Genomic DNA, 21,041 nt, shown 5'->3' with positions numbered 1-21,041 from the left:
CGCTATAACTGACTACCATGTACGAAAAACTAATCCGAGAAGCGAATGAAGAAACGCTGCGGTATATTACCCGCCGCCACTTCCTGCTGGACTGCGTTACCGGGCTGGGAGCTGCCGCCATGGGCTCTTTCCTGCTGGGATGCGGCAGTAGCAGCAAACAGCAGCCCGCTATTACCGGCGACCCGATGGCGCCACGGCCTCCCCACTTCCCGGGAAGGGCGAAAAGCGTTATCTACCTGCACATGGCCGGCGCACCCTCACAACTGGAATTATTTGACTATAAACCGGAACTGCAGAAGCTCCACAATCAACTTTGTCCGCAGTCACTGCTGGAAGGAAAACGTTTTGCCTTTATCCGCGGCGTCCCCAAAATGCTGGGGCCGCAAGCCGTATTCGCCCAGCATGGCGAATCCCGCGCCTGGGTATCTGACCACCTGCCGCACTTCGCCACCATGGCCGATGAGGTGAGCTTTCTCAAAGCCGTGCAGACAGATCAGTTCAACCACGGTCCGGCGCAACTGCTGATGCAGACCGGCAGCGCCAGACTGGGCAGGCCCAGCATTGGCTCCTGGGTGACTTACGGACTGGGCAGCGAAAACAGCAACCTGCCCGGCTTTGTTGTACTTACCTCCGGGGGCAAAACGCCTGATGCCGGCAAGAGCGTCTGGGGCAGCGGCTTTCTGCCGTCCGTGTACCAGGGCGTACAATGTCGCACCAAAGGCGAACCCGTACTGTACCTCAGCGATCCTGACGGTATGAACCGCGATATGCGCAAACAAACCATCAATGCCATCAACGAAATCAACCGCAAGGAATATGAAGCGTTCGGCGACCCTGAAACGCTGGCCCGCATTGCGCAATATGAGCTGGCCTACAAAATGCAGATCTCCGTTCCGGATGTGATGAACATCAACAATGAACCGGAATATATCCATGAAATGTACGGAACTCAGCCAGGCCGCGAATCTTTCGCCAACAACTGCCTGCTGGCCCGTAAACTCGTGGAGAAAGGCGTACGCTTTGTACAGCTGTACGACTGGGGCTGGGACAGCCACGGCACCGACGAAAACCTCGCTATCGACTACGGCTTCCGCAACAAATGCCGGGAGATCGACCGTCCTATTGCCGCACTGCTCCAGGATCTCAAGCAACGCGGCCTCCTCGACGAAACACTCGTTGTATGGGGCGGCGAATTTGGCCGCACCCCCATGCAGGAAAACCGTGACGGAAAAGATACGCCCTTCCTGGGCCGCGACCATCACGTAGAAGCCTTCACCATGTGGATGGCCGGAGCTGGCATCAAAAAAGGCTTCAGCTGGGGCGAAACCGATGAAATAGGCTACTCCGCCGTAAAAGGGAAGGTGGCCATCAACGATATTCACGCCACCATCCTGCAGCAGCTGGGCTTCGACCACGAAAAACTCACCTACCAGTTCCAGGGCAGACCGTTCAGGCTGACGGACGTAGGAGGAAAGGTGATAAGTCCCATCATTAGCTAATGATTTTATTATTTTATTATTTGAGATTTTGTATCCCATCCCGGTATTCCTTTGCACTGGCAGGTCGGAGGAGTATCAGGATGAGATACAAAATCTCAAATATTAAAATAATGACATGATAAAATAAACCTTATGGATAGAAGAAACTTCCTCAGACACTCTTCACTCGCGGGCGCTGCCCTTTGTATCCCTGCCTTGCCGGCATTTTCCGCTCCCCTGGCTGGTGAAGCGAAAGAGGGCTTTAAGCTGATTATTATGGCTACCAACTGGGGCTACGAGGGTACAACGGATGAATTCTGTGCAGCCGCCAGGAAAGCCGGGTATGATGGTATTGAAGTTTGGTGGCCTACCTCTGCGGAAGCGCAGCAGGAATTGTTTGCCGCGCTTAGTAAACATCAGCTGGAGGTAGGATATCTGTGTGCCGGTTACGACAGCGACTATACGAAACATGCGCATCAGTTTGAAGCAGCGCTGAAAGCCGCCACCACGCAAAGCAAACAGCCACCGTTATATATCAACAGTCATTCCGGCAGAGACTATTTCACTTTTGAGCAGAATGCAGCGCTCATTGATATTACCACCCGCATATCCGCTGCGTCCGGTATTCCTGTTTATCACGAAACGCATCGTTCCCGCATGTTGTTTGCCGCGCATGTAGCCCGCCAGTTTATTACCGCGAAGCCTGCATTAAGGCTTACGCTGGACATCTCCCACTGGTGTAATGTGCATGAATCGTTGCTGGAAGATCAGCAGGAAACTGTCAGCAAGGCGCTGGAACGCGCGTCCCATATACATGCACGCATAGGTCATGCAGAAGGGCCGCAGGTGAACGATCCCCGTGCTCCTGAATGGGATAATGCCGTGAAAGCGCATTTCAGCTGGTGGGATCAGGTTGTGCGCCGCCACCGCGAAGCGGGGAAACCGCTGACAATACTCACGGAATTTGGTCCGGCAGACTACCTGCCGGCATTACCCTATACCCGTCAGCCGGTAGCCAACCAGTGGGATATAAATGTTTACATGATGCAACAGCTCAGACAACGGTATAAATAAGAATTTGAAACAGATGAATTTATTACTGGCAGCCACCTCCGGTAACTGGAGTTTATTTCTTGGCAGGATACATCCGTTGATCGTACACCTGCCTATCGGCATACTGATCATCGCCTTTGTGCTGGCGCTGGCAGCGCGCAGCAGCAGGCATACCGCGCTGAAAGCCGCCCTGCCCCTGCTGTTGCTCGCAGCGTTCCTGTCTGCCGTATGCAGCTGTGTGGCAGGTTACCTGTTATCGCTCGATGGCGGCTATGATGAAACACTGCTGGACACACATTTCTATCTCGGTATAGCCGTAGCCGTTATCAGCCTGGTATTGTACCTGCTGGTAAAAACCAGCCGCCTGCCCCGGCTGCACCTGCCGCTATTTGGCGTCACCCTGCTGCTGGTCAGCGCCGCCGGCCATTACGGCGGCTCTCTTACGCACGGCGACGACTACCTCACACAGGCTATGCCGCCGGCCCTGCAACGCCTTGCCGGACATAAAACTGCCGTGGCTACCGCTGCCGCCTATACGACTATCAGCGATGCCCGCGTGTATGAAGACCTGATAACACCGGTGCTGACTACCCGCTGCTATGGCTGTCATAATGCACAAAAGCTGAAAGGCGGCCTGCGGCTGGAAACTATCGCACTGATAAGGCAGGGAGGAGAACACGGCCCGGTGCTGAAAGACAGCATGCCCGAAGAAAGTGAATTATACAAACGCCTGATCCTCTCTGAAAATGACGAACACCGGATGCCCCCTAAAGGCAAGCCACAGCTGTCGCCCCAGGAGCTGGAACTCCTCTACTGGTGGATAGCGCAGGGTGCTCCTTCCGGCAAAACCGTTAAGGAACTGGGTAAAACACCCCGTATACAGGCTGTGCTGGCAGCTATGGAGCCGGCAGCACCGATGGATCACAACGAGTTTGTTCCGGAAGGCAATGCCTCCGCAGCCAGCGGGAAAAGCATACAGGCCCTGGAGGCAAAAGGCGTGAAAGTTATGCCTGTAGCTACTGGCAGCAACTATGTATCCGTCAGCTGCATCAATGCCGCCGCCTTCAGCGATGCGGACATGCCCCTCCTGCATGCCATTAAGGATCAGCTCATCTGGCTGGATCTCTCCCAGACAAAGATCACGGACGCCGCACTTCCCGCCATCGGGCAGCTGCAGCGCCTTACCCGCCTGGAACTGAAGCAGACAGCCATCACCGGCAGCAACACCGCAGCACTCAACACCTGTAAGGAACTGCGCTACCTGAACCTCGCCGGCTCCCGGCTGCAGGCAACTGCCCTCGCAGCCCTGCAGCAAAACAAAAAACTGCAGCAGCTCTACTTATATCAATCCGGCACAGATGCCACTGCTATCCGGCAACTACAGCAACAACTACCCAAACTGAAAATAGATACCGGCGGCTACCACCTGGAGAAACTGGCGAGTGACACACTTATCTATAAAAAGGCGCCAGCCATGTAAATATTTGATTATTTGATTATTTGAGATTTGGTTATTTAAAATGCAGCGGAGATATTAGCGAAGATGACATACGCTAATATCTCCGCTGCATTTTAAATAACCAAATCTCAAATAATCAAATAATCAAATCCATTTGCCTTTATCCGGATACTGCCGGATAGATGTCATGTTATTCACGATCACTGCGATCAGGAGCATGATGGCTACACCGCTGGCGACAGGTGATAATACGTACCAGTAGCCCAGTTTACGGATGGCGGGGGAGCCGGCGATGGCCAGCAGGGCGGTGGCGCCGCCGGGAGGGTGAACGGTTTTGGTGATCTGCATGACAACGAGGGCCAGGGCCACAGCGAGGGAGCAGGCCAGCCATTCCCATTCGGGCCAGGGAACGAGAAAACGGATAGTGACGCCGATGATGGCGCTGAGTATATGACCGCCAACCAGATTACGGGGCTGGGCCAGCGGACTTTGGGTATGTCCGTATATCAGTACGGCAGAAGCGCCGAAGGAACCGATGAGGAACAGGTTATCTTTTACCGGTAAATAAAAGTGGCTGAGTAATCCTACACAGGCAATGCCCAGGAAAGCCCCGGCAAATGACCAGTAAATATTTTTTTTATCGATAAGTGTTTCGCGGTAAACAATGTAACGCGCAACCCGCATACCTCTTTTTATCTTGTGTCTCATTTCTTTTGGCAAGTGCGCCGCAAAAATATAAAAGATTAGCGGTAATGTCCAGCCATTCCCTCAATTCTGCGCTGCAGGCGAGTCACCAGGGACCGGGGAGATACAACCCGGATGCTTTCCCCGAAGCCGAGCAATTCCCTTTCCAGCTCGAAATTGATCACCACCCGGATACTGAACAGCAGGTGATCATCGGCCTCCTTCAGTATTTCCTGTGAGGGGTGCAGTGGTTTGGTCAGAATATAGGGAGCATCTCTTTTATTGATCTGTACCACCACTTTGTGGGCCACATCTTTTTCGGATTTGGTAACGCCTATCAGATCGTTGTAGTAGCTGTCAAAGTCAATGTCTTCACAGGCCGTAAACTGCTCTCCTGCCGCCTCCCGGAAGCTCACGATCCTGTCCAGCGCCATGGTCATCAGCTGGGGCTTTCCTTTCTGCCGGGCTATCAGGAACCAGCGGTTGCGGTATTCTTTCAGGAGGTAGGGATAACAGATGCTCTCCTTTGCTGCTGCGGCCTTGAAAGATTTATAGGATATCAGGAGCGGCTGACGGTGCAGGGTAGCCTGGTACAGGGGATTGATATGCGCCAGCCCCTGCAGGAGGTGGTTATTCTCAAACTGGATACAGTTGCGGTATTCGTGGGTTGATTTATACAGGTTACTTTCCAGCCTGGCGATCATGTCGTTCATGTCTGAGAAGTAGCTGAATCCGCTGAACTGTTTCAGTACCGCTACAATTTCCTTCATGGTGCTCACGTCCGCATTGTTGATGGGCGCGTTGGTGATGCTGTAGGAAGGGTCGCTGTAGGTATAGTACTTTTTATCCTTTACAATGATGGGCGCATTATATCCCAGTTTATCGCTGCGCATCAGCTGTATATCTGCCTGAATGGTGCGCCTGCTCACGCCGGAGTCGATGCCTTCGCATTCATATAATACCGCTGCTGTTTTATCGATGAGGTCTTCCAGCGTCCATTTACGCAGGCGGTTACGCAGACAATCATCTATTGTCTTGTAACGCATCAGTGCCAGTTTATTAACAGACATAATTTATTCGTTTCGTATAGTCGTGAAGGTAAAAATATATTTCTTCTGCGCAATACATCTGCGCAGCTAAGTTATCTCAAAAAAACTTTTCAACACAAATCACTAAAAATCAATTCATTAAAAAATATTTTTCTACAATTTTAAACTGCGCAAGTGCATTGCGCAGTTAGGTGGACATCTTTGTGTCATCGGAAGGCGGTCAACGGAACGATACTTCAACCATCTGTTAAATGTTCGTTCAACATTACAGCTTCTGATAAACCAAGCGGTGGTCTAATGGTCAGGACGCCGGCCTCCTTAAAGAGTTTCATCATTACCAGTCAGGTCAAGTGAAACTTACTTCAGGATTCCAGGCTGGAGATACCGGTTCGAATCCGGTCCGCTTTACAACATTTACCAGGTCAATTGCTGCCTACTTCTTTTTCTTCCACTGAAAGCCGTGCAGCACAATTACCAGGTAAACAAAGCGGTGGTTAAGGGTAAACACCGGTACCATACAAGTTTTCGCATTACCAGCCAGGTCAACGGAAACTTACTACAGGAACTTATGCCGGAGATATCGGTTCGAATCCGATCCGCTTTACAAAAGAATCGAGGTCAATTGTTGCATACTTCATTTTTTTTGGTAAAAACTGCAACAGCATTATCTGATTTTAATTTTTCATTATCATGAACACTACTTTAAAAGCAGCTTTACGTCAGCATGCCATTTTCATTCCGGCAACTGCTTCCGCGAACAAAACCCTTTCTCCTACCACCGGCCTGCTGGTAGCCAACATCGCCAAAATGGGATTTGGTGTTACCGAAACATTGTTACATGCCCTGAACAGCACTACCCCGGCGTATCACCGCCAGATACTGCAGCTGCTGCGCGAAGTAATGGGTATAGATAAAAACTGGACACCACTGGTGAAAGAATGGAATATTCCTACCGGAGAAAGCGTGACAGACCACCTGACTACCTGGTTCGCCAACGTGTTGCAGAACAGGAAAGCCGGTCCTGCACTACGCTGCGGCCATATCATTCCGCTGAATACCTTTCCGCTGGAAAGATATAATGGTTGTCCATTCTGTGGTACACCTTTCCAGGCTGGTGAAATAGAATATTATCAGCAGAACAGTAAAGTGCGTGTACTGGATCTGTGGACAGAAGCAAATGCCGATGCCTTTCTCCGTGACCTGTTAACCTCAAAAACAGCACTGGATGCAACGCAGACAGATACACTGCAACTGTTGCTGGAAGAACGTCCGCTGCCGCAGGTGAATATTACCATGAAAGAAACACAGATTACCGTGATCAGCTTCCTGGTAAGTAAAGACAAGGCTGCAGATGCACAGGCACTGTTTACTACGCCAACGGATATACTCCGTTACCTGTGGTATAAACATACCGGCTTCCTGCAGATTGTAGCGCCTAAAACCATCATCAAAAGACAACTGCGTAACAATCAGCACCTGGCATTCAGAAAGCAGCCTGACCAGCAGAGCAAAACAGCCATGGCCGCTTCCCTGAAGCTGAAATATGGCCGCCGCGAAGCCCTGACAGCAGCCCGCTGGCTGAATGAGCTGACTATGGATACTGCTGCCATGTGTGAAAACATGCATGCTAAACGCAACATGTGGGTACGTTTCATACGCGCCCTGCGCCTGGCTGAATTCAGTCACCGTAAAGGATTTGAAAAGCTGCATACGCTGCTGGACAAATTCTATAACGAGGATTACGTGGTCATGCAGGGTCGTATAGATCATTTCAAACTGCGTCACGATGCGGCAAGTACCTTTTACCTGTTGCAGCAGCGTCCGGGATTATTTGCCCGCTCCCTGTTTGCCAATATGCTGTGGTTCGGCCCTGAGCCTACCCTGCAGGCCTTTACGCAGATCGCAGATAAATTACCGGTACGCCTGTTGCTCACACTGCAGATGTATGCCGCCTATTACTTTAACCGTCATAACATGCGCAGCGTAAAACCGCTGGGAGGTACTTCCAAAAGAATACCCGCCAACAGCCTGCTGTCACTGTACACGGATAAAGACCTGCAGGCCATGCAGGGTGCGGTGACAGACATCTACCTGCATGTGATGCAGCAACGCTTTGCCGCGGCTCCGGTTACGGCGCGCACCATGTACATTGACCCTGCGTTGTTCTATATTCCGCTCGCTATCGGCGACCGTAGCGAACAGATACAAGACCTCCCTTCCGCCTTAATGGGAACACGTTTCAAAGTAGATGGCGATACCGTTCGCCTGTTCATGCAGTGGGGTAAAGGGTTACCGGCCCAGCACCTGGATATGGACCTGAGCTGCCGCGTGTCTTTCGGAAACCGGATGGAAATCTGCTCCTATATGTACCTGACAACTACCGGATGTAAGCATAGCGGTGATATACGTTCTATCCCGCATATGACCGGTGCGGCAGAATACATTGAGCTGAACATACCGGAACTGGCAGCGGCAGGTGCGCATTATGTGTCCTTCGCCTGCAATGCCTACAGCGCCGGCGCCCTGGTTCCGGAACTGGTGGTAGGATGGATGAACAGCCGTTATCCGATGAAAATATCCAAAAACTCCGGCGTGGCCTACGACCCGTCCTGCGTACAACATCAGGTAAGAATTACCCGCGGATTAACCAAGGGATTGTTATTTGGTGTGCTGGATGTAAAAGCAGGAGAAATCATCTGGCTGGAGATGCCGTTCGACGGACAGATTATACAGCAGCTGGACCAGAACAACATCTCTGCCCTGCTGAACAAACTGGAAAGCAAGATGAACATCGGGCAGCTGTTACAGCTGAAAGCTGCGGCGCAGCAGCTGGAAATCGTGAACGATCCCGGAGCTGATGAAGCCTACACCGCTCAGTGGGCCATGAATACCGCCGCCGTGACGCAGCTGTTTGCCGGCTGATTGTATGTCTGACATAACCCCAAAACAATAAGGCTGACAGCCGGGCTATCTTTTCTGCCCGAGCTGTCAGCCCTTTTTACCAAAAATGTTGTTATCTTCATTCCTGAGGAAAGCCATGGTAAAAAAATCTCTAGTCCTTATTCTTGTCTGTGCCGGTCAGGTTGCATATGCCCGTCAGGCCGTCCCTGCGGATACTAGGGCCCCGGCGGCCCCCAAAGGAGTATACAACCGTATTCTCCATTATCTTCAGCATACCAACGAGGTAAAGAAGAAAAAGAAATTTGACATCAGCTTCATCGGCGGGCCGGTGTATACACCCGAAACCAGCGCCGGTATTGCCGTTATGGTCGCCGCACAATACCGCACCGATCATAAGGACAGCCTGCTGCCCGTTTCCAATGTGGCCGTATACGGATCTGTAGCACTCACCGGTTTCTACGGACTGGGATTGAACAGCACGACCATTTTTCCGAAAGACAGATTCCGGCTCAGCCTGAAGGCGTCTTTCAGCTCAAGGCCAGATAAATACTGGGGGATCGGATTCGAAGACGGATCTAACAAAGACGACTATACGAAATATATACAGCTGACAGAAAAGCTGCAGGCCGATTTCAGCGTGAGAGTCAGCCGTGCGCTGTTTGCCGGCGCCAGTCTGCAGGTACAGCATACCAGTGCCGCCGATATAGACAGCATCGCCGGGCATCCGGTCATGCAGCCGGGCACCGTACTCGGCATAGGCATAGGACCTTACGTGGTATACGATACCCGTGATTTTATTCCGAATCCCTACAAAGGTATTTACGTGCGCTTCGGCTTCCGCAGCTTCCCTTCCTTTCTGGGCAACAACGATGTTTTTTCAAAATTTGATTTGCAGTTCGACTGGTACCGCCGCCTGTGGAAAGGCGCGATACTGGCCACCGATCTGTATGTAGAAGAACGCAGCGGTACTGTTCCCTGGAGTATGCTGGCAGAAGCAGGCGGCTCCAACAGGCTTCGCGGCTACTATGAAGGACGCTACCGCGATAAGAACCTTCTCGCCGGACAGGTGGAATTGCGCCAGCATATTTACCGGCGCAGCGGTATGGTAGCCTGGATAGGCGCCGGAAATGTATATTCAGAGTTTAAGCATCTTACCTTCTCCAAAACACTGGTGAGCTACGGTATCGGTTACAGATGGGAATTCAAAAACCGGGTGAATATACGCCTGGATTATGGCCGTGGCCAGGATCAGCAGGGTTTTTACTTTGGTATCAATGAAGTATTCTGATGCGCGTCGTTATTTTCCTTCTTTATTACCTTCCATCTGCCTGATAATATTATTCACTTCCGTTTCCGTGGCACGCAGCTTCTGCTGGCAGAATTCTATCAGCACTGCAGCGCGCTTTACCCTTTCTGCCAGTACATCTACAGAAACGGTTTCATTTTCTATTTCGGCTGCGATCTGCTGTAATTCGTTATAGGCAGCCTCATATGTCAGTTCCTCGCTCATCATGTGTTGTTTTTCCGGTAACGGCAGCCGTCAGTGTAGCATCATGGAGTTGCACGCTGATATTACTTCCCGGCGATACGGTTCCCGCGTTATTGATAATTTTTCCATCCTGGTAAACTATGGCAAAGCCGCGCCGGAGGATATTATCCGGGCTTACCAGTTTGAACAGTGTTTCATAGTGCGCCAGCTGTCCGCGGCGGTTCTGCGTATACAGGCGGTTAAAAGCCCGTATATTGGCAATGAGATTAGTGAGATCATTGCGTTTGCCTGCCACCAGTATACGCGGCGTTGACAATATCTCCCCGGAAACAGTCATCAGTTCCCGCTGATGCTTTACCAGCAGGGATTGTGAGCCATGCAGCACCGTGTGGTGATAATGATGCAATACTTCTTTCTGTATGCTGATAATATTTCTCGTCTGGTTTATCACCGCTGCATTCAGGGCAGACAATGCCTGATAATGTGTAGAGAACAGCTGCTGTGATCTGATGATGATACGCTGCCGCATTTCCAGCACGGCATCTTCAAAGGATTTATTATGCGCAATAATCAGCTCTGCCGCTTTGGTAGGCGTTTTCGTAGGACTGTGCGCCATCATGTCCGTGATGGTTTCATTTTTCTGGTGACCGATGCCTGTGATAACGGGGATCGGGAATTTAGCGACCGCCCTACCCAGCAGGAACGTATCGAAAAGCAGGAAATCCGTCTGGGCACCGCCCCCGCGGATAATCACCACGGCATCATAAGCGATGCCGCTGTTGTAGATATCTATCAGCTTTTGCTGCACCAGTTCCGCTTTGGACTCTCCCTGTACTACGGTAAAATAGGTATCTGTCTGAAACGTATAGCCGAAACGGTTATGTTCCAGCGTATGTCTGAAATCCTGAAATCCTGCGGAATTGCCGGAGGTGATGACGGCGATGCGTTGTATCACCTCTCTGAACTGCAGCTGGTTATTGCGGGTAATGTAATGGTCGCCCGCTTTGCGGATGAAGTCCGCGCACTCCGTCTGCAGCCGCACCAGGGTCTGCTGTTTCTGCTGTTCCAGCATTCCCACGGTGAAGTTAGTATCGATATCCAGCAGGGAGATCTGCAGGCCATGTACCTGGTGATAGCTGACAGATACCTTCACCAGCACGTGAATATCATTTTTAAACGGCTGGCCTGTCACCACTTCAAATTCCCTGATGCGCACCGCGCCGTTGCCCCAGGCTACAGCAGCCACTTTAGCTACAATAGCACTGGAGGCGGTATCTTTCTCCACCAGGTCAAAATAATGATACCCTTTCTGTGCGTAGTAAGAATGGTTGGTAACATCTGCCACTACCCAATAGGTTTGTGCAGCAAACGCATCATTAAGCGCCTGCTGGATCCTGCCGGTGAGTGCCGAGAGTTTTATGGATTCAGATGTAATCATCAGTGGCCATAAAGATAGGGAAAAGCGCGTTCATGACAGACAGCGCGCTATTTCAGGGCCGGCTGCAGGATACGTTCAATGGTAGCCGTTTTCAGTTCTCTGCCGATGAACACCAGCACAGAGGCCGGTGCATCATTGCCCCAGCTGCCTGCGGGCGTGAGATGCAGGTACCTGCCGGTAGATTGTAACAGGAAGCGTTCCTGTTCCCCTTTGAGGGCCACATAACCTTTGATGCGGTATAACTGGTCCGGATATACGTTGAAATGGAAATCCAGCACATACAGCAAACGGTCGAGATCAAAAGGCCGGGAAGATTCAAACAGTACGGAGTTGATTTTATGCCCGCCTGTTAACGGCGCACCTGCCGCTGCGGGACGGGCAATTGATGCTGCCCGGTGCAGGTCTGCCACGGAGAGCTGTCCGTTTTCAGTGGCGGTGTAAAAAGCCAGCGGGTTGATTGCTTCCAGCTCCTGGTATAGGGTAACCAGTTCCGGTACCGTCAGACTCCCGGTTTTGTTGATAACCACCACATCTGCGCAGGCCAGCTGGCGGCCGGTTTCAGGCGTCTGTTCCAATCTAGTGCGTACGTTTTCGGCATCTGCCACACAAATGGTTTTTTCCAGCGCATAATGTTTTTTCACCTGTGGCATCTGGAACATACCGATAATATTGCCGGCATCAGCAATACCGGTTGTTTCAATGAACAGTTGATCAGGGCGTTGTTCCAGCTGCAGTATGTCGCCCAGCACTTCCAGCAGGTCATTATCCAGCGAGCAGCAGATGCAGCCGCTGGTCAGTTCGTAGAGGGTGTCCGTCTGCTGCGTGACCAGGGATGCATCGATGTTTACTTTCCCGAATTCATTCTCAATAACAATATTCCGCCGGTCCTGGTACTGCTGCAGCAGGTTATTCAGCAACGTGGTTTTACCCGCGCCCAGGAAGCCCGTGATGATGTACACCTTTATCGGTAGTCTTTCTTCCATATCTTCTTCCGTAAAAAATCAAAAAATATATACCACACAAAATCAACGGGATGCTGAGCAGCTGCCCCATATTCAGCCACCATCCCTGTTCAAATATCTCCTGGTCTTCCTTGACAAATTCCAGCAGCAGGCGGGCGCTGAAAACTAATACCAGGAAGGCGCCGAAGAGATGCCCCGGTTTTTTTTCCGCGAGATGACTGTTATACAGGAAGATGAGGAAGATATAAATAAGCAGATAAGAGGCAGCCTCATACAACTGGGCCGGATGCCGGGGCAGTGCGTCTGTCCGCTGAAAGATCACCGCCCACGGCAAGCCGGAAGGGATACCAATGATCTCTGAATTGAAAAAGTTGCCGATACGTATCAGCGCTCCTGCCAGTGGGATGATGACCGCCAGGCGGTCCAGTACCCATATACAGCTGATCCGGTGTTTCCGGGAAAACAGCCATACCGCTACGAGTATGCCGATAGCGCCGCCATGGCTGGCCAGGCCCTGATAACCGGTAAATAACAGCCGCCCGTGACTGATGGTTACCGGTAGTATCAGTTCCAACGGATGTTTCAGAAAATAAGCCGGTTCATAAAAGAAGGCATGGCCCAGCCGTGCTCCTGCTATGGTTCCCAGGACCATGGATACAGCCAGTTTGTCTGCTATCCGGCGCGGCCGCTGTTCTATTGCCAGCATACGCGTGAGCAGTGCGTATCCCAGCAGGAATGCCAGCATAAAAGCCACGCTGTAATAGCGTAATGCAAAACCGCCGATGCGGAAAATTTCAGGTGACTGGTTCCAGGTCAGGTACATCAGCATAAAAGACATTCAATTATTTGCAACATTGTTGCAAATATATAGATCTCTGATCCAATCAGCAAATAGTTTTTATCTTTGGCGGTATGTCATTACAGATTACGTCATTGAATTCGGGGAGCAACGGTAATTGTTACTATATCGGTAACGGGCAGGAAGCGGTGCTGATAGACGCAGGCATTTCCTGCCGGGAAACAGAGCGGCGCATGAGCAGGCTGGGACTGACCATGGACAAGGTGAAGGCGGTATTCATTTCCCATGAGCACACTGATCACATCAAAGGCGTAACCGTACTGGCAAAAAAATACCGGCTGCCGGTATACATTACCAGTCACACCCTGACACACGGCCGGCTTACCCTGAGCAACGTATTGTCCTTTACCGCCTATCAGCCGGTACAGATAGGAAGTTTATCCGTCACCGCCTTTCCCAAACAGCACGACGCCATCGAGCCACACAGCTTCATCATCACGGATCAGCAAATCAGCATCGGCGTATTTACCGATATCGGCGTACCCTGCGAACATGTGATCCGTCACTTTCAGCAATGCCATGCTGCCTTCCTGGAAGCCAACTATGATGAACAGATGCTGGACAAAGGCAGATATCCCTATTTCCTTAAAAACCGCATCCGCGGCGGCAAAGGGCACCTCTCCAACCGGCAGGCGCTGGAGATATTCACCACCCACCGCCCCCCTTTCATGACACACCTGCTGCTCTCCCACCTCTCCCAGGACAACAACGACGCTACCCTGGTACAATCCCTCTTTGATGAACACGCAAACGGCATAAGGATAGTGGTGGCGTCAAGGCATGCGGAAACACCGGTGTTTGAAATTATGAATTAAGAATTAGGAATGATGAGTTGACGAGAAGACCTGAGCGGATGATCAAATCTATTATCCGCTCAGGTCTTCGCGTCAACTCATCATTCATCATTCGTAACTCATAATTTTCTTTATATTAGTAATGCCCAACACCATCACTATGCTACCTTATTTTAAACAGGCGCTGCGATTCACGTCGCATCTGCTGAAATCTTTCTGGTTGTTTTTTCCGGGTATATTTTATCTGTTGCTGATTATGTTCGCAAGCTGGACACTGGATCAGGGTAAGGATGTGATTGTGGCTTTTACGGAGAATGTGTATCGTATCAGGATTGTTTTCTTTCTGGCGATTGGGTTCTGGGTATATGTGAGCTGGTATTCATCCCGGATAGTGGCTTATACCAAGCGGGCCAGGCAGATCATGGATCTGCAGCAGTTTGCGGAGATGCCTGCCAACAAGGCTACACTGACATATACGGCCAACAACCGCTACTTCAATATCAGCCAGTCTTTTCTGGATCAGTTTCCGAGGATGATGGGGCATTGTTGTTTTCTGATGCTGGAACTAGCCATATTGCAATCTCCCGCCTTGTATCACCCGGTTAGCTTTTTGCAGGCATGGATCATTTTTGCCGTGGCATTGACAGCCTTGTTTTTTACGGATCGTCCGCTTTCAAATATTGCCGTACAGCCCTGGTTTCAGCTGCTGTTCTATATGCTGCTGACAGCCTGGCTGATTATTACCTTTGCCACCGGCTTTATTCCGCATACCGGTATTATGCTGCTGTTTGTGCTGTTGCTGGGGCTGCATGTCGTCTTCACGGTGTATATCCACCTGCGGCAGTTTAAGCTGGCTGAAGATTCCATGAAGCCGCAACTCAACACCAGGACGCTGCTGGACATCGTGATGGATTTTTTTCATATTCCCCGTGCGGAGAAGGCATTTTTCAGATGGTTCAATATTACCGGCGTCGCCGCGCTGATAGTATATTTTGCAGCGATCCAAAGCCTTGACTTTGCCCGTAAAATAGGGCCATTCCCCTACCTGGTACTCGCTTTCGGGATGCTACTGGGATTTGGTAATATTATTACTGCTTTGTCTGTCCGTTACCGGATCAGTTTTCATTTCATCCTGCTGGTGATAGCATTGATTTTCGGGATCAAGGAAACGCACTATGTAAAACTCACACCGGCTACGGCGGGGAATAATTACAACGAACGTCCTTCACTCGATACTTATCTGCGCGCCTGGCTGCGCAGCAGACCCGTTGCAAAAGACAGCGCCTATGATGTATATTTTGTGATGGCTAACGGCGGCGCTTCCCGTTCCGCCTACTGGACTGCCGCCGTGCTGGGAAGTATTGAAGATGCCAGCATCAGGCAACATCCCGGCGACAGGTTTTCCCGTCATCTCTTCTGCCTGTCCGGCACTTCCGGCGGCGGTGTCGGGATGGCCGCGTACTTTGCATTGCTGAGGGATAAGTCGCAGCAGCAGCCGCTGTATGCCCGTTCTGCCATGGCCTATCTCCGCCAGGATTACTTCAGCTACACCTTTGCACGCATGCTGGGCCCCGATTACTTCCGGTACATTGTGCGTACCTCCCGTGCAGCCGACAGGGCCGCAGCGCTGGAAGAATCCTTTGAGAAAAGCACGGACATTGCCGGCGACTCCCTCTACCGGGTACCGTTCGACAATGCCATGTCTTCCTTCCCTGCCATGCGCGGCGACACTGCGTTCATGCCTGTACTGTGTATCAACACCACCCGCATGCAGGACGGCAATCCGGGCCTGGTATCTAACCTCCGGCTGGATTCGGGCATCTTCAACAACCGGGTGGATGTATTAAGTCTGCTGCGCCACGACTCCGATATCACCATTACCTCCGGAGCCATACTGGGAGCGCGTTTCCCTTATCTCAGCCCGGCCGGCCGCATACAGGATCAATACTTCGTTGACGGAGGCTACTTCGATAATTCCGGCGCCGGTGTGATACAGGAAATCATCCGCGGCATCATCAATATCGGGGAAGATGACCGGCATCGTTACGGCGATACCAGCGCCCTCTATCAGCAGATCAGCCGCCTGCACTTTAAGGTGATTCATATTACCAACAGCCGTGTAATTCCAAAGTCTAACCAGTTCCGCAAAATAGCGCCGGTGAACAATGACCTCTTCGCCCCGCTGCTGACTATTGCCGGCGCTTACGGCATGCAGACGACCGTCAATGATATCCGCCTTCAGCATTATGTCAGCGATATCAATGATTACTACTACAAGCGCGCTTCCTATGTACAGATCCCGCTGTACAAAGACAGCGCAGAGTGGCAGTCAGATCCGCTCAGACAAAGGTTTCCCAAAGGAGAACCCTCCTACACGATGAATTGGTTTATGTCGGATACTACGATCAGGAGAATTAACAACCGGCTACAGCATAACCGGCATTTGCAGCAGTTGCTGCAGGAGATGAAGTAATTACAATTACCTGCTTTTGGCAAAGTAACGTCTGTAGGCTGCAATACCCGCTGCTACGGCAATCCAGAAGGGCCATACCTGTAACATGCCCAGCAGGATATTCCGCATCATAACGGCGCCATCGCGGAGAGCGGTACGCACTTCTGTGCCGAAAGGGGCACGCTTAAACTGCTGCGGGTTCACCACTACCTGCACATCGGCCACCTCCGGCTGAAACAGCTGCACTGTAAAAGTGGAATAGGCTACATTGTCCAGCAGCTGCATGTTGGAGATACTTCTGTCTACCGATTTTTCATGCTGCTCTTCTTCAAATTTTGCAATATCAAGAGAAGATGTTCCGGCATCAGGCTTTATCTTTTTCACTGGCGCCAGCTTATCGTTCTTCAGGGAATTGGATAAATAATTCCAGGTGTAATCCTGATCCGTCAGCGTACGGTATTCAATGAAAGCCGCCATAGACGTGAGTGTATGTACCACCGAATCCAGATGCCCCACTGGTACACGCAGCGTCAGGCTGGCTGTGGGCGTGTACAGCTGTACCTGTCTGACAGAATCGGAGGTATACGGCAGTTCATGCTGCTGTACAGCTTCGTTCTTCATCCTGCTTTCTACTACTATGCCTTGTACGGCAGTCACGGTCTGCTCCAGGCGGGAGGCGGCCCTGAATACATCCTGCACCCGGCAGCGTACATCGGCGGTGCGCACACGCTTACGGGAAGGTGAATTAAGTGCGGAAATGTCACTGGAAAAATCGGTGGAATCTGCAGCGGCAACGGCCTGCTGCTCGGGGCTATGGGCAGCATCTTCGGCACTGCGGTAGTGGCGCTGGCCACAGGCAGCCAGTACCATCACAGGTAGAATTAAACAGGAATAAGCTTTTCGCATAGAAGGATAATTTCCCTTTTATACATCTCTGTCAGAAAAGGTAACCCTTACAAAATGTTAAAATAAAAAAAGGATCTTGCCAGATAAACAGCTTCCGCTAAATTAGCCTATGCGTATGAAAATTGTTAACTTATTCACTACAGGGCTGGGAATGCTGTTGCTGGGCGCATGCAGCGAAAAGCAGGAGTATGGCCCGTTTACAGTGATTACCGGCAAACAGCCATACCGCAACGGCGATACCGGCAGCAAAAGCAATCACTACACTTACCGGATAAAATACAAGGGAAAAAATATTTCACCTGCAGACGTAAGCCATAAAAGCGGACGGGATCCGGGATCATTCCTGCATGTAGTTCCGGTAGACAGCGTACCCGGTAAACTACTGGTACATATTGCGCATACTTTTGAATCTCCCGTTTATCTCATCAGCGAAAAACAACATAAACCCGGTTATCATTTTCTTTATAATAACAGTAACGACCTGCCTTTCCAGCTGATGCAGGGCCGTTATCTCGTATATGAAAAAGCGTATGCACAGCAGGACGGCTGCTTTATTACCAGCATCTTTGATCTGGATACAGAGCAGCAGCAGCATTACCGGCTGCCTGCCAGCACACTGCCATATGATCTTTCGCCAGACAGAAAAAAGATAGCAGCCGGCAGCGCATTTACAGATAATGACACGACTGCTATGTATGTTGTTTCCCTGGCAGATAATCACACCACTGCCCTTCCGCTGCCGGAAAGTTTCCGCGCAGAAATGAAAGCGCACCTGGATACTTTGTTAACATCACAGGCGCGCCGCGCATGGTTCGTAAGACATTTCCGCTGGGTATCCGCAAACGGCGTATATACGTTGCAGTTAGTAAAGTAATTATCGTATACGCGACGGCGTTACACCGTACTGTTTTCTGAATTCATTACTGAAATGCTGGACAGTGGTATATCCTGTTTCATATGCCACCTCCGTGACTGTTTTGCTGGCGCTTGTCAGCAGCTGATGCGCCAGCGCCAGCCGGTGATTTTTAAAATAGCCGAACACCGTATTATTAAACACCTCCTTGAAACCTGTTTTCAGCTTAAACTCATTAAGTCCTGTCAGCCTTGCCAGCTGCGGCAGTGATGGTGGATTACAGAAGTCCTGCAACAATATTTCACGCGCGTGATGCAGCTTTTTAATATCTGCGGCAGAGAGCCTGGCGGGAGCCTTGCAGGTATTCTCCGCCTGTTCAAGCTGATCGAACTGCAACACCAGCAGCTCCAGCGCCTTTGCCTGAAGATATACATCCCGCAGTGCACCGCTATAGGGGCACTGGTGAATATCTTCCATAACAGCGCGCATACGGGGAGTGACGCGCAGGCATTTCTCAGAAATATACGGCTCTCCTCCCTGCACCAGTTTTTCAGCGATGCGATCCATGGCAGGGCCACCGTTTTCTGCCAGCTGCAGAAAGCGTTCCGGCTGAAAGCTCAGCACCATCACCTGCACGCGTTGCTTACGGAAATAGCTCAGCCGTGCATGAAAGGGATTGGTCAGTATATTATGGTCGCCGGCACTGAAGTGCCTTGACTTCTTCTGATCACTTGAGTTGGTAAGAATCTCCCCTTCTTCAATGAAAACAAGACTGGGTACTGGCGCATCCTGGCTGCTGCTGACCATGAGGTCTTCATGTACATCAATCCTGCACTGTCCTATATGAATACCTTCATAATAATGCTGCCTGTACAGCACATCCCAGAAGGGCAGCTGCTCGCGGACATCCCCGTTGGCCATCAGCCTTTTCATGTCCATACTTTCATCCTGCCGGTACAATAATTCTTCCGTAATATTTCTGAATTCCACACCCATAAAAAATACGTTTTACGCAAATATTTATTCCTTTTTCTGCAACAGCTGCTGTGATAAAATCGGTCTCTTTGTTATTGTGCAGTAACTGTTGCTGCATGATGACACCTGACAGGACACATACCCTGCGAACAACCATGCCTTTAACTTTTCTTTAACCATTGATCATGAAATATCAGAACGGTATATACACGGAAGAAACGGCACAGAAATCAGGCGTAGCCTGGATTTTTTACTTTCTGTTATATAGGGTGATGCGTTACCGTTATGCCGAAGTCATTCAGAATCTTTCCCGTTCCTTTCCGGAGAAATCCTACGGGGAGATAAAAAATATAGCGACGCAGTTTTACCGGCATTTCAGCCGCTTGTTTATGGAGATACTGGAATTGTTTACCATTCCGGAGTCGCGCATTAAAAAAAGGGTGGTATTGCATCAGGCAGCATTGCTGGATGCCTGTCATGCCAGGGGCAGGAACATCATCATTATGCTGGGGCATTATGGCAACTGGGAATGTGTTACCATGCTGCCGGCATTTTTCTCCTTTGATATTTACGGGGTATATAAACCCTTGCACAACGGGTTCTTTAACAGGCTGATGAAAAAAATCAGGGGGAGGTTCGGGTTAAAGATGCTGCCGGTAGAGGAGGCGCCTAAACATTTGCTGAAGTCCCGCAAACCGGGCGCATACATTTTCATATCGGATCAGTCGCCGGCAAAGGGCGGCAAATACATTGTCAACTTCCTGAATCAGCCTACGCGGGTAATAACGGGCGCGGAACGGCTGGCCAGGGCTACGGATGCGGTGGTAGTATATGCGGTTATCAACCGGAGCGCCACGGGCAGGCGTTGGGAAATTACTTTCTCCCTCATCACCGATGATGCCGCAACCACCCGCTCCGGTGAAATCACCAGTCGCTTCAACCAGCAGCTGGAACAGGATATACGCAAATCTCCGGCGTATTGGTTATGGACGCACAGACGCTGGAAGACACAGGTGTGAATATTTACGGATGTTGGAATTTTTTGATTTTGAGATTTTTTAATGCAGCAAAGATCTTTGCGAAAATATCCGCTGCATTAAAAAATCTCAAAATCAAAAAATTCCAACATCCGTAAATCTATTTAAGGAGCTTCACCCCTACCGCATTCGGTCCTTTATGGCCCATCTGCACTTCGAAGGTGACCTTGGAATGTTCTTTAACAGGATCGACTAAGCCGTTAACGTGCACAAAAATGCTTTCCTGCGTCTTCTGGTCTTTGATAAAGCCATATCCTTTAGACTCATTGAAAAAGGTAACCACACCCGTACGGATGCTGCTGCCTTCTTCTTCCTCCTCCTGCTTTTTAACGCTGATCTGGATTTCGTCGAGGCTGACTTCTTTCATTCGGGCGGGATCAGGAGGGGTGGAGGAAATGTTTCCGTTTTCATCGATGTAAGCCATCATTTCTTCCAGGCTTTTTCCTTTCTTACTGTTGGCCTGTCTTTCTTCTTTTTTCTCCTGTTTTTCCTGTTTCTTTTTTTGTTTCTTGTTTTCTTTTTCTTTTTTACTAAATGGTTCTTGTGATCTACCCATATTTTTACAGACCTGGTCCTTACAGCTGCTCTGAATGAAACAGACAACCAGGCGCATACTAAGGTACAAAAAAAATAAAGAACAAGCGCGCTGTAA

Annotated in this window: 18 protein-coding genes and 2 tRNA genes; 11 read left to right on the top strand and 9 right to left on the bottom strand. The window is 50.5% G+C overall.

Annotated features, from left to right (window positions below):
- The first annotated feature begins 17 nt into the window (after nucleotides 1-17).
- The 3 genes from GWG06_RS20345 (at nucleotide 18) to GWG06_RS20335 (ending at nucleotide 4,011) form a co-directional block, all read left to right on the top strand.
- Entirely contained in the window at nucleotides 18-1,499 is a 1,482-nt protein-coding gene (locus tag GWG06_RS20345) for a DUF1501 domain-containing protein (RefSeq protein WP_160715544.1), read from the top strand.
- A gap of 132 nt (nucleotides 1,500-1,631) precedes the next feature.
- On the top strand, nucleotides 1,632-2,552 hold the full coding sequence (locus GWG06_RS20340) for a sugar phosphate isomerase/epimerase family protein (protein ID WP_160715542.1): 921 nt from the start codon (nucleotides 1,632-1,634) through the stop codon (nucleotides 2,550-2,552).
- 13 nt (nucleotides 2,553-2,565) lie between these two features.
- Nucleotides 2,566-4,011 carry a c-type cytochrome domain-containing protein gene (locus GWG06_RS20335; RefSeq protein ID WP_160715540.1) on the top strand — a complete coding sequence of 482 codons (1,446 nt, stop codon included), beginning with the start codon at nucleotides 2,566-2,568 and terminating at the stop codon, nucleotides 4,009-4,011.
- Between the two features lie 123 nt (nucleotides 4,012-4,134).
- On the opposite strand, the gene GWG06_RS20330 is transcribed toward GWG06_RS20335, so the two are convergent.
- Both GWG06_RS20330 and GWG06_RS20325 read right to left on the bottom strand, forming a co-directional pair.
- Nucleotides 4,135-4,698: an HPP family protein gene (locus GWG06_RS20330; protein ID WP_127034802.1), complete on the bottom strand. Its 564-nt coding sequence runs from the start codon at nucleotides 4,696-4,698 to the stop codon at nucleotides 4,135-4,137.
- Nucleotides 4,699-4,733: 35 nt separating this feature from the next.
- A complete protein-coding gene (locus GWG06_RS20325; protein WP_160715538.1) occupies nucleotides 4,734-5,744 on the bottom strand; it encodes a helix-turn-helix transcriptional regulator in 1,011 nt (336 codons plus the stop codon).
- Between the two features lie 262 nt (nucleotides 5,745-6,006).
- Here GWG06_RS20325 and GWG06_RS20320 point away from each other — a divergent pair.
- The 4 genes from GWG06_RS20320 (at nucleotide 6,007) to GWG06_RS20305 (ending at nucleotide 9,912) form a co-directional block, all read left to right on the top strand.
- Nucleotides 6,007-6,131 (top strand) — tRNA-OTHER (locus GWG06_RS20320).
- Between the two features lie 76 nt (nucleotides 6,132-6,207).
- Nucleotides 6,208-6,327 (top strand) — tRNA-OTHER (locus GWG06_RS20315).
- An 86-nt stretch (nucleotides 6,328-6,413) separates the two neighbouring features.
- A complete protein-coding gene (locus GWG06_RS20310) occupies nucleotides 6,414-8,645 on the top strand; it encodes a hypothetical protein (RefSeq protein WP_160715536.1) in 2,232 nt (743 codons plus the stop codon).
- A 115-nt stretch (nucleotides 8,646-8,760) separates the two neighbouring features.
- Nucleotides 8,761-9,912, top strand: a complete 1,152-nt coding sequence (locus GWG06_RS20305) for a BamA/TamA family outer membrane protein (RefSeq protein WP_160715534.1) — start codon at nucleotides 8,761-8,763, stop codon at nucleotides 9,910-9,912.
- Nucleotides 9,913-9,921: 9 nt separating this feature from the next.
- Here GWG06_RS20305 and xseB read toward each other — a convergent pair whose 3' ends face one another.
- From xseB to lgt, 4 genes are read right to left on the bottom strand one after another with little or no spacing between them, the layout of a single operon-like run.
- Nucleotides 9,922-10,137, bottom strand: a complete 216-nt coding sequence (gene xseB, locus GWG06_RS20300; protein WP_235938442.1) for an exodeoxyribonuclease VII small subunit — start codon at nucleotides 10,135-10,137, stop codon at nucleotides 9,922-9,924.
- Nucleotides 10,112-11,551 (bottom strand): exodeoxyribonuclease VII large subunit, encoded by a 1,440-nt coding sequence (gene xseA, locus GWG06_RS20295; RefSeq protein ID WP_160715532.1) that lies wholly within the window; start codon nucleotides 11,549-11,551, stop codon nucleotides 10,112-10,114. The genes xseB and xseA overlap by 26 nt, the downstream gene beginning before the upstream one ends.
- Before the next feature lie 47 nt (nucleotides 11,552-11,598).
- Entirely contained in the window at nucleotides 11,599-12,534 is a 936-nt protein-coding gene (locus GWG06_RS20290; protein WP_127034812.1) for a CobW family GTP-binding protein, read from the bottom strand.
- On the bottom strand, nucleotides 12,476-13,342 hold the full coding sequence (gene lgt / locus GWG06_RS20285; protein WP_202183070.1) for a prolipoprotein diacylglyceryl transferase: 867 nt from the start codon (nucleotides 13,340-13,342) through the stop codon (nucleotides 12,476-12,478). Before lgt ends, GWG06_RS20290 begins: the two co-directional genes overlap by 59 nt.
- Before the next feature lie 83 nt (nucleotides 13,343-13,425).
- Between lgt and GWG06_RS20280 the strand changes: the two genes are divergently transcribed.
- Together GWG06_RS20280 and GWG06_RS20275 are read left to right on the top strand one after the other, a co-directional pair.
- Entirely contained in the window at nucleotides 13,426-14,187 is a 762-nt protein-coding gene (locus GWG06_RS20280; protein ID WP_160715528.1) for an MBL fold metallo-hydrolase, read from the top strand.
- 139 nt (nucleotides 14,188-14,326) lie between these two features.
- Nucleotides 14,327-16,639, top strand: coding sequence for a patatin-like phospholipase family protein (locus GWG06_RS20275; RefSeq protein WP_160715526.1), 2,313 nt, complete (start codon nucleotides 14,327-14,329; stop codon nucleotides 16,637-16,639).
- Between the two features lie 6 nt (nucleotides 16,640-16,645).
- Here the strand turns inward: GWG06_RS20275 and GWG06_RS20270 are convergent, their stop codons facing one another.
- The gene (locus tag GWG06_RS20270; RefSeq protein ID WP_160715524.1) at nucleotides 16,646-17,524 is read right to left on the bottom strand and encodes a DUF4349 domain-containing protein; all 879 of its coding nucleotides are present in this window, start codon (nucleotides 17,522-17,524) and stop codon (nucleotides 16,646-16,648) included.
- Nucleotides 17,525-17,639: 115 nt separating this feature from the next.
- Here GWG06_RS20270 and GWG06_RS20265 point away from each other — a divergent pair, with 115 nt between their 5' ends.
- Nucleotides 17,640-18,398 carry a hypothetical protein gene (locus GWG06_RS20265; protein ID WP_160715522.1) on the top strand — a complete coding sequence of 253 codons (759 nt, stop codon included), beginning with the start codon at nucleotides 17,640-17,642 and terminating at the stop codon, nucleotides 18,396-18,398.
- Here the strand turns inward: GWG06_RS20265 and GWG06_RS20260 are convergent, their stop codons facing one another.
- The gene (locus GWG06_RS20260; protein ID WP_160715520.1) at nucleotides 18,399-19,373 is read right to left on the bottom strand and encodes a helix-turn-helix transcriptional regulator; all 975 of its coding nucleotides are present in this window, start codon (nucleotides 19,371-19,373) and stop codon (nucleotides 18,399-18,401) included.
- Nucleotides 19,374-19,537: 164 nt separating this feature from the next.
- Here GWG06_RS20260 and GWG06_RS20255 point away from each other — a divergent pair, with 164 nt between their 5' ends.
- Complete coding sequence (locus GWG06_RS20255) at nucleotides 19,538-20,371, top strand: lysophospholipid acyltransferase family protein (RefSeq protein WP_160715518.1); 834 nt, start codon at nucleotides 19,538-19,540, stop codon at nucleotides 20,369-20,371.
- A gap of 118 nt (nucleotides 20,372-20,489) precedes the next feature.
- Here GWG06_RS20255 and GWG06_RS20250 read toward each other — a convergent pair whose 3' ends face one another.
- Nucleotides 20,490-20,945, bottom strand: coding sequence for a cold-shock protein (locus GWG06_RS20250; RefSeq protein ID WP_127034827.1), 456 nt, complete (start codon nucleotides 20,943-20,945; stop codon nucleotides 20,490-20,492).
- Nucleotides 20,946-21,041: the final 96 nt, after the last annotated feature.

It is taken from the genome of Chitinophaga solisilvae (assembly GCF_009928525.1).
GTDB classification, from domain to species: domain Bacteria; phylum Bacteroidota; class Bacteroidia; order Chitinophagales; family Chitinophagaceae; genus Chitinophaga; species Chitinophaga solisilvae.
Note: the sequence above shows the minus strand (reverse complement) of the source record. Positions and strands in the feature narration are given on the sequence as shown.

What these genes read in the sequence shown, in the direction of transcription:
- GWG06_RS20255 (WP_160715518.1), top strand. Translation starts at nt 19,538, where the DNA reads ATGAAATATCAGAACGGTATATACACGGAAGAAACGGCACAGAAATCA.
- GWG06_RS20265 (WP_160715522.1), top strand. Translation starts at nt 17,640, where the DNA reads ATGAAAATTGTTAACTTATTCACTACAGGGCTGGGAATGCTGTTGCTG.
- GWG06_RS20250 (WP_127034827.1), bottom strand. Translation starts at nt 20,945, where the DNA reads ATGGGTAGATCACAAGAACCATTTAGTAAAAAAGAAAAAGAAAACAAG.
- xseB (WP_235938442.1), bottom strand. Translation starts at nt 10,137, where the DNA reads ATGATGAGCGAGGAACTGACATATGAGGCTGCCTATAACGAATTACAG.
- GWG06_RS20260 (WP_160715520.1), bottom strand. Translation starts at nt 19,373, where the DNA reads ATGGGTGTGGAATTCAGAAATATTACGGAAGAATTATTGTACCGGCAG.
- GWG06_RS20310 (WP_160715536.1), top strand. Translation starts at nt 6,414, where the DNA reads ATGAACACTACTTTAAAAGCAGCTTTACGTCAGCATGCCATTTTCATT.
- xseA (WP_160715532.1), bottom strand. Translation starts at nt 11,551, where the DNA reads ATGATTACATCTGAATCCATAAAACTCTCGGCACTCACCGGCAGGATC.
- GWG06_RS20335 (WP_160715540.1), top strand. Translation starts at nt 2,566, where the DNA reads ATGAATTTATTACTGGCAGCCACCTCCGGTAACTGGAGTTTATTTCTT.
- GWG06_RS20345 (WP_160715544.1), top strand. Translation starts at nt 18, where the DNA reads ATGTACGAAAAACTAATCCGAGAAGCGAATGAAGAAACGCTGCGGTAT.
- GWG06_RS20275 (WP_160715526.1), top strand. Translation starts at nt 14,327, where the DNA reads ATGCTACCTTATTTTAAACAGGCGCTGCGATTCACGTCGCATCTGCTG.
- GWG06_RS20280 (WP_160715528.1), top strand. Translation starts at nt 13,426, where the DNA reads ATGTCATTACAGATTACGTCATTGAATTCGGGGAGCAACGGTAATTGT.
- lgt (WP_202183070.1), bottom strand. Translation starts at nt 13,342, where the DNA reads ATGCTGATGTACCTGACCTGGAACCAGTCACCTGAAATTTTCCGCATC.
- GWG06_RS20270 (WP_160715524.1), bottom strand. Translation starts at nt 17,524, where the DNA reads ATGCGAAAAGCTTATTCCTGTTTAATTCTACCTGTGATGGTACTGGCT.
- GWG06_RS20330 (WP_127034802.1), bottom strand. Translation starts at nt 4,698, where the DNA reads ATGAGACACAAGATAAAAAGAGGTATGCGGGTTGCGCGTTACATTGTT.
- GWG06_RS20305 (WP_160715534.1), top strand. Translation starts at nt 8,761, where the DNA reads ATGGTAAAAAAATCTCTAGTCCTTATTCTTGTCTGTGCCGGTCAGGTT.
- GWG06_RS20340 (WP_160715542.1), top strand. Translation starts at nt 1,632, where the DNA reads ATGGATAGAAGAAACTTCCTCAGACACTCTTCACTCGCGGGCGCTGCC.
- GWG06_RS20325 (WP_160715538.1), bottom strand. Translation starts at nt 5,744, where the DNA reads ATGTCTGTTAATAAACTGGCACTGATGCGTTACAAGACAATAGATGAT.
- GWG06_RS20290 (WP_127034812.1), bottom strand. Translation starts at nt 12,534, where the DNA reads ATGGAAGAAAGACTACCGATAAAGGTGTACATCATCACGGGCTTCCTG.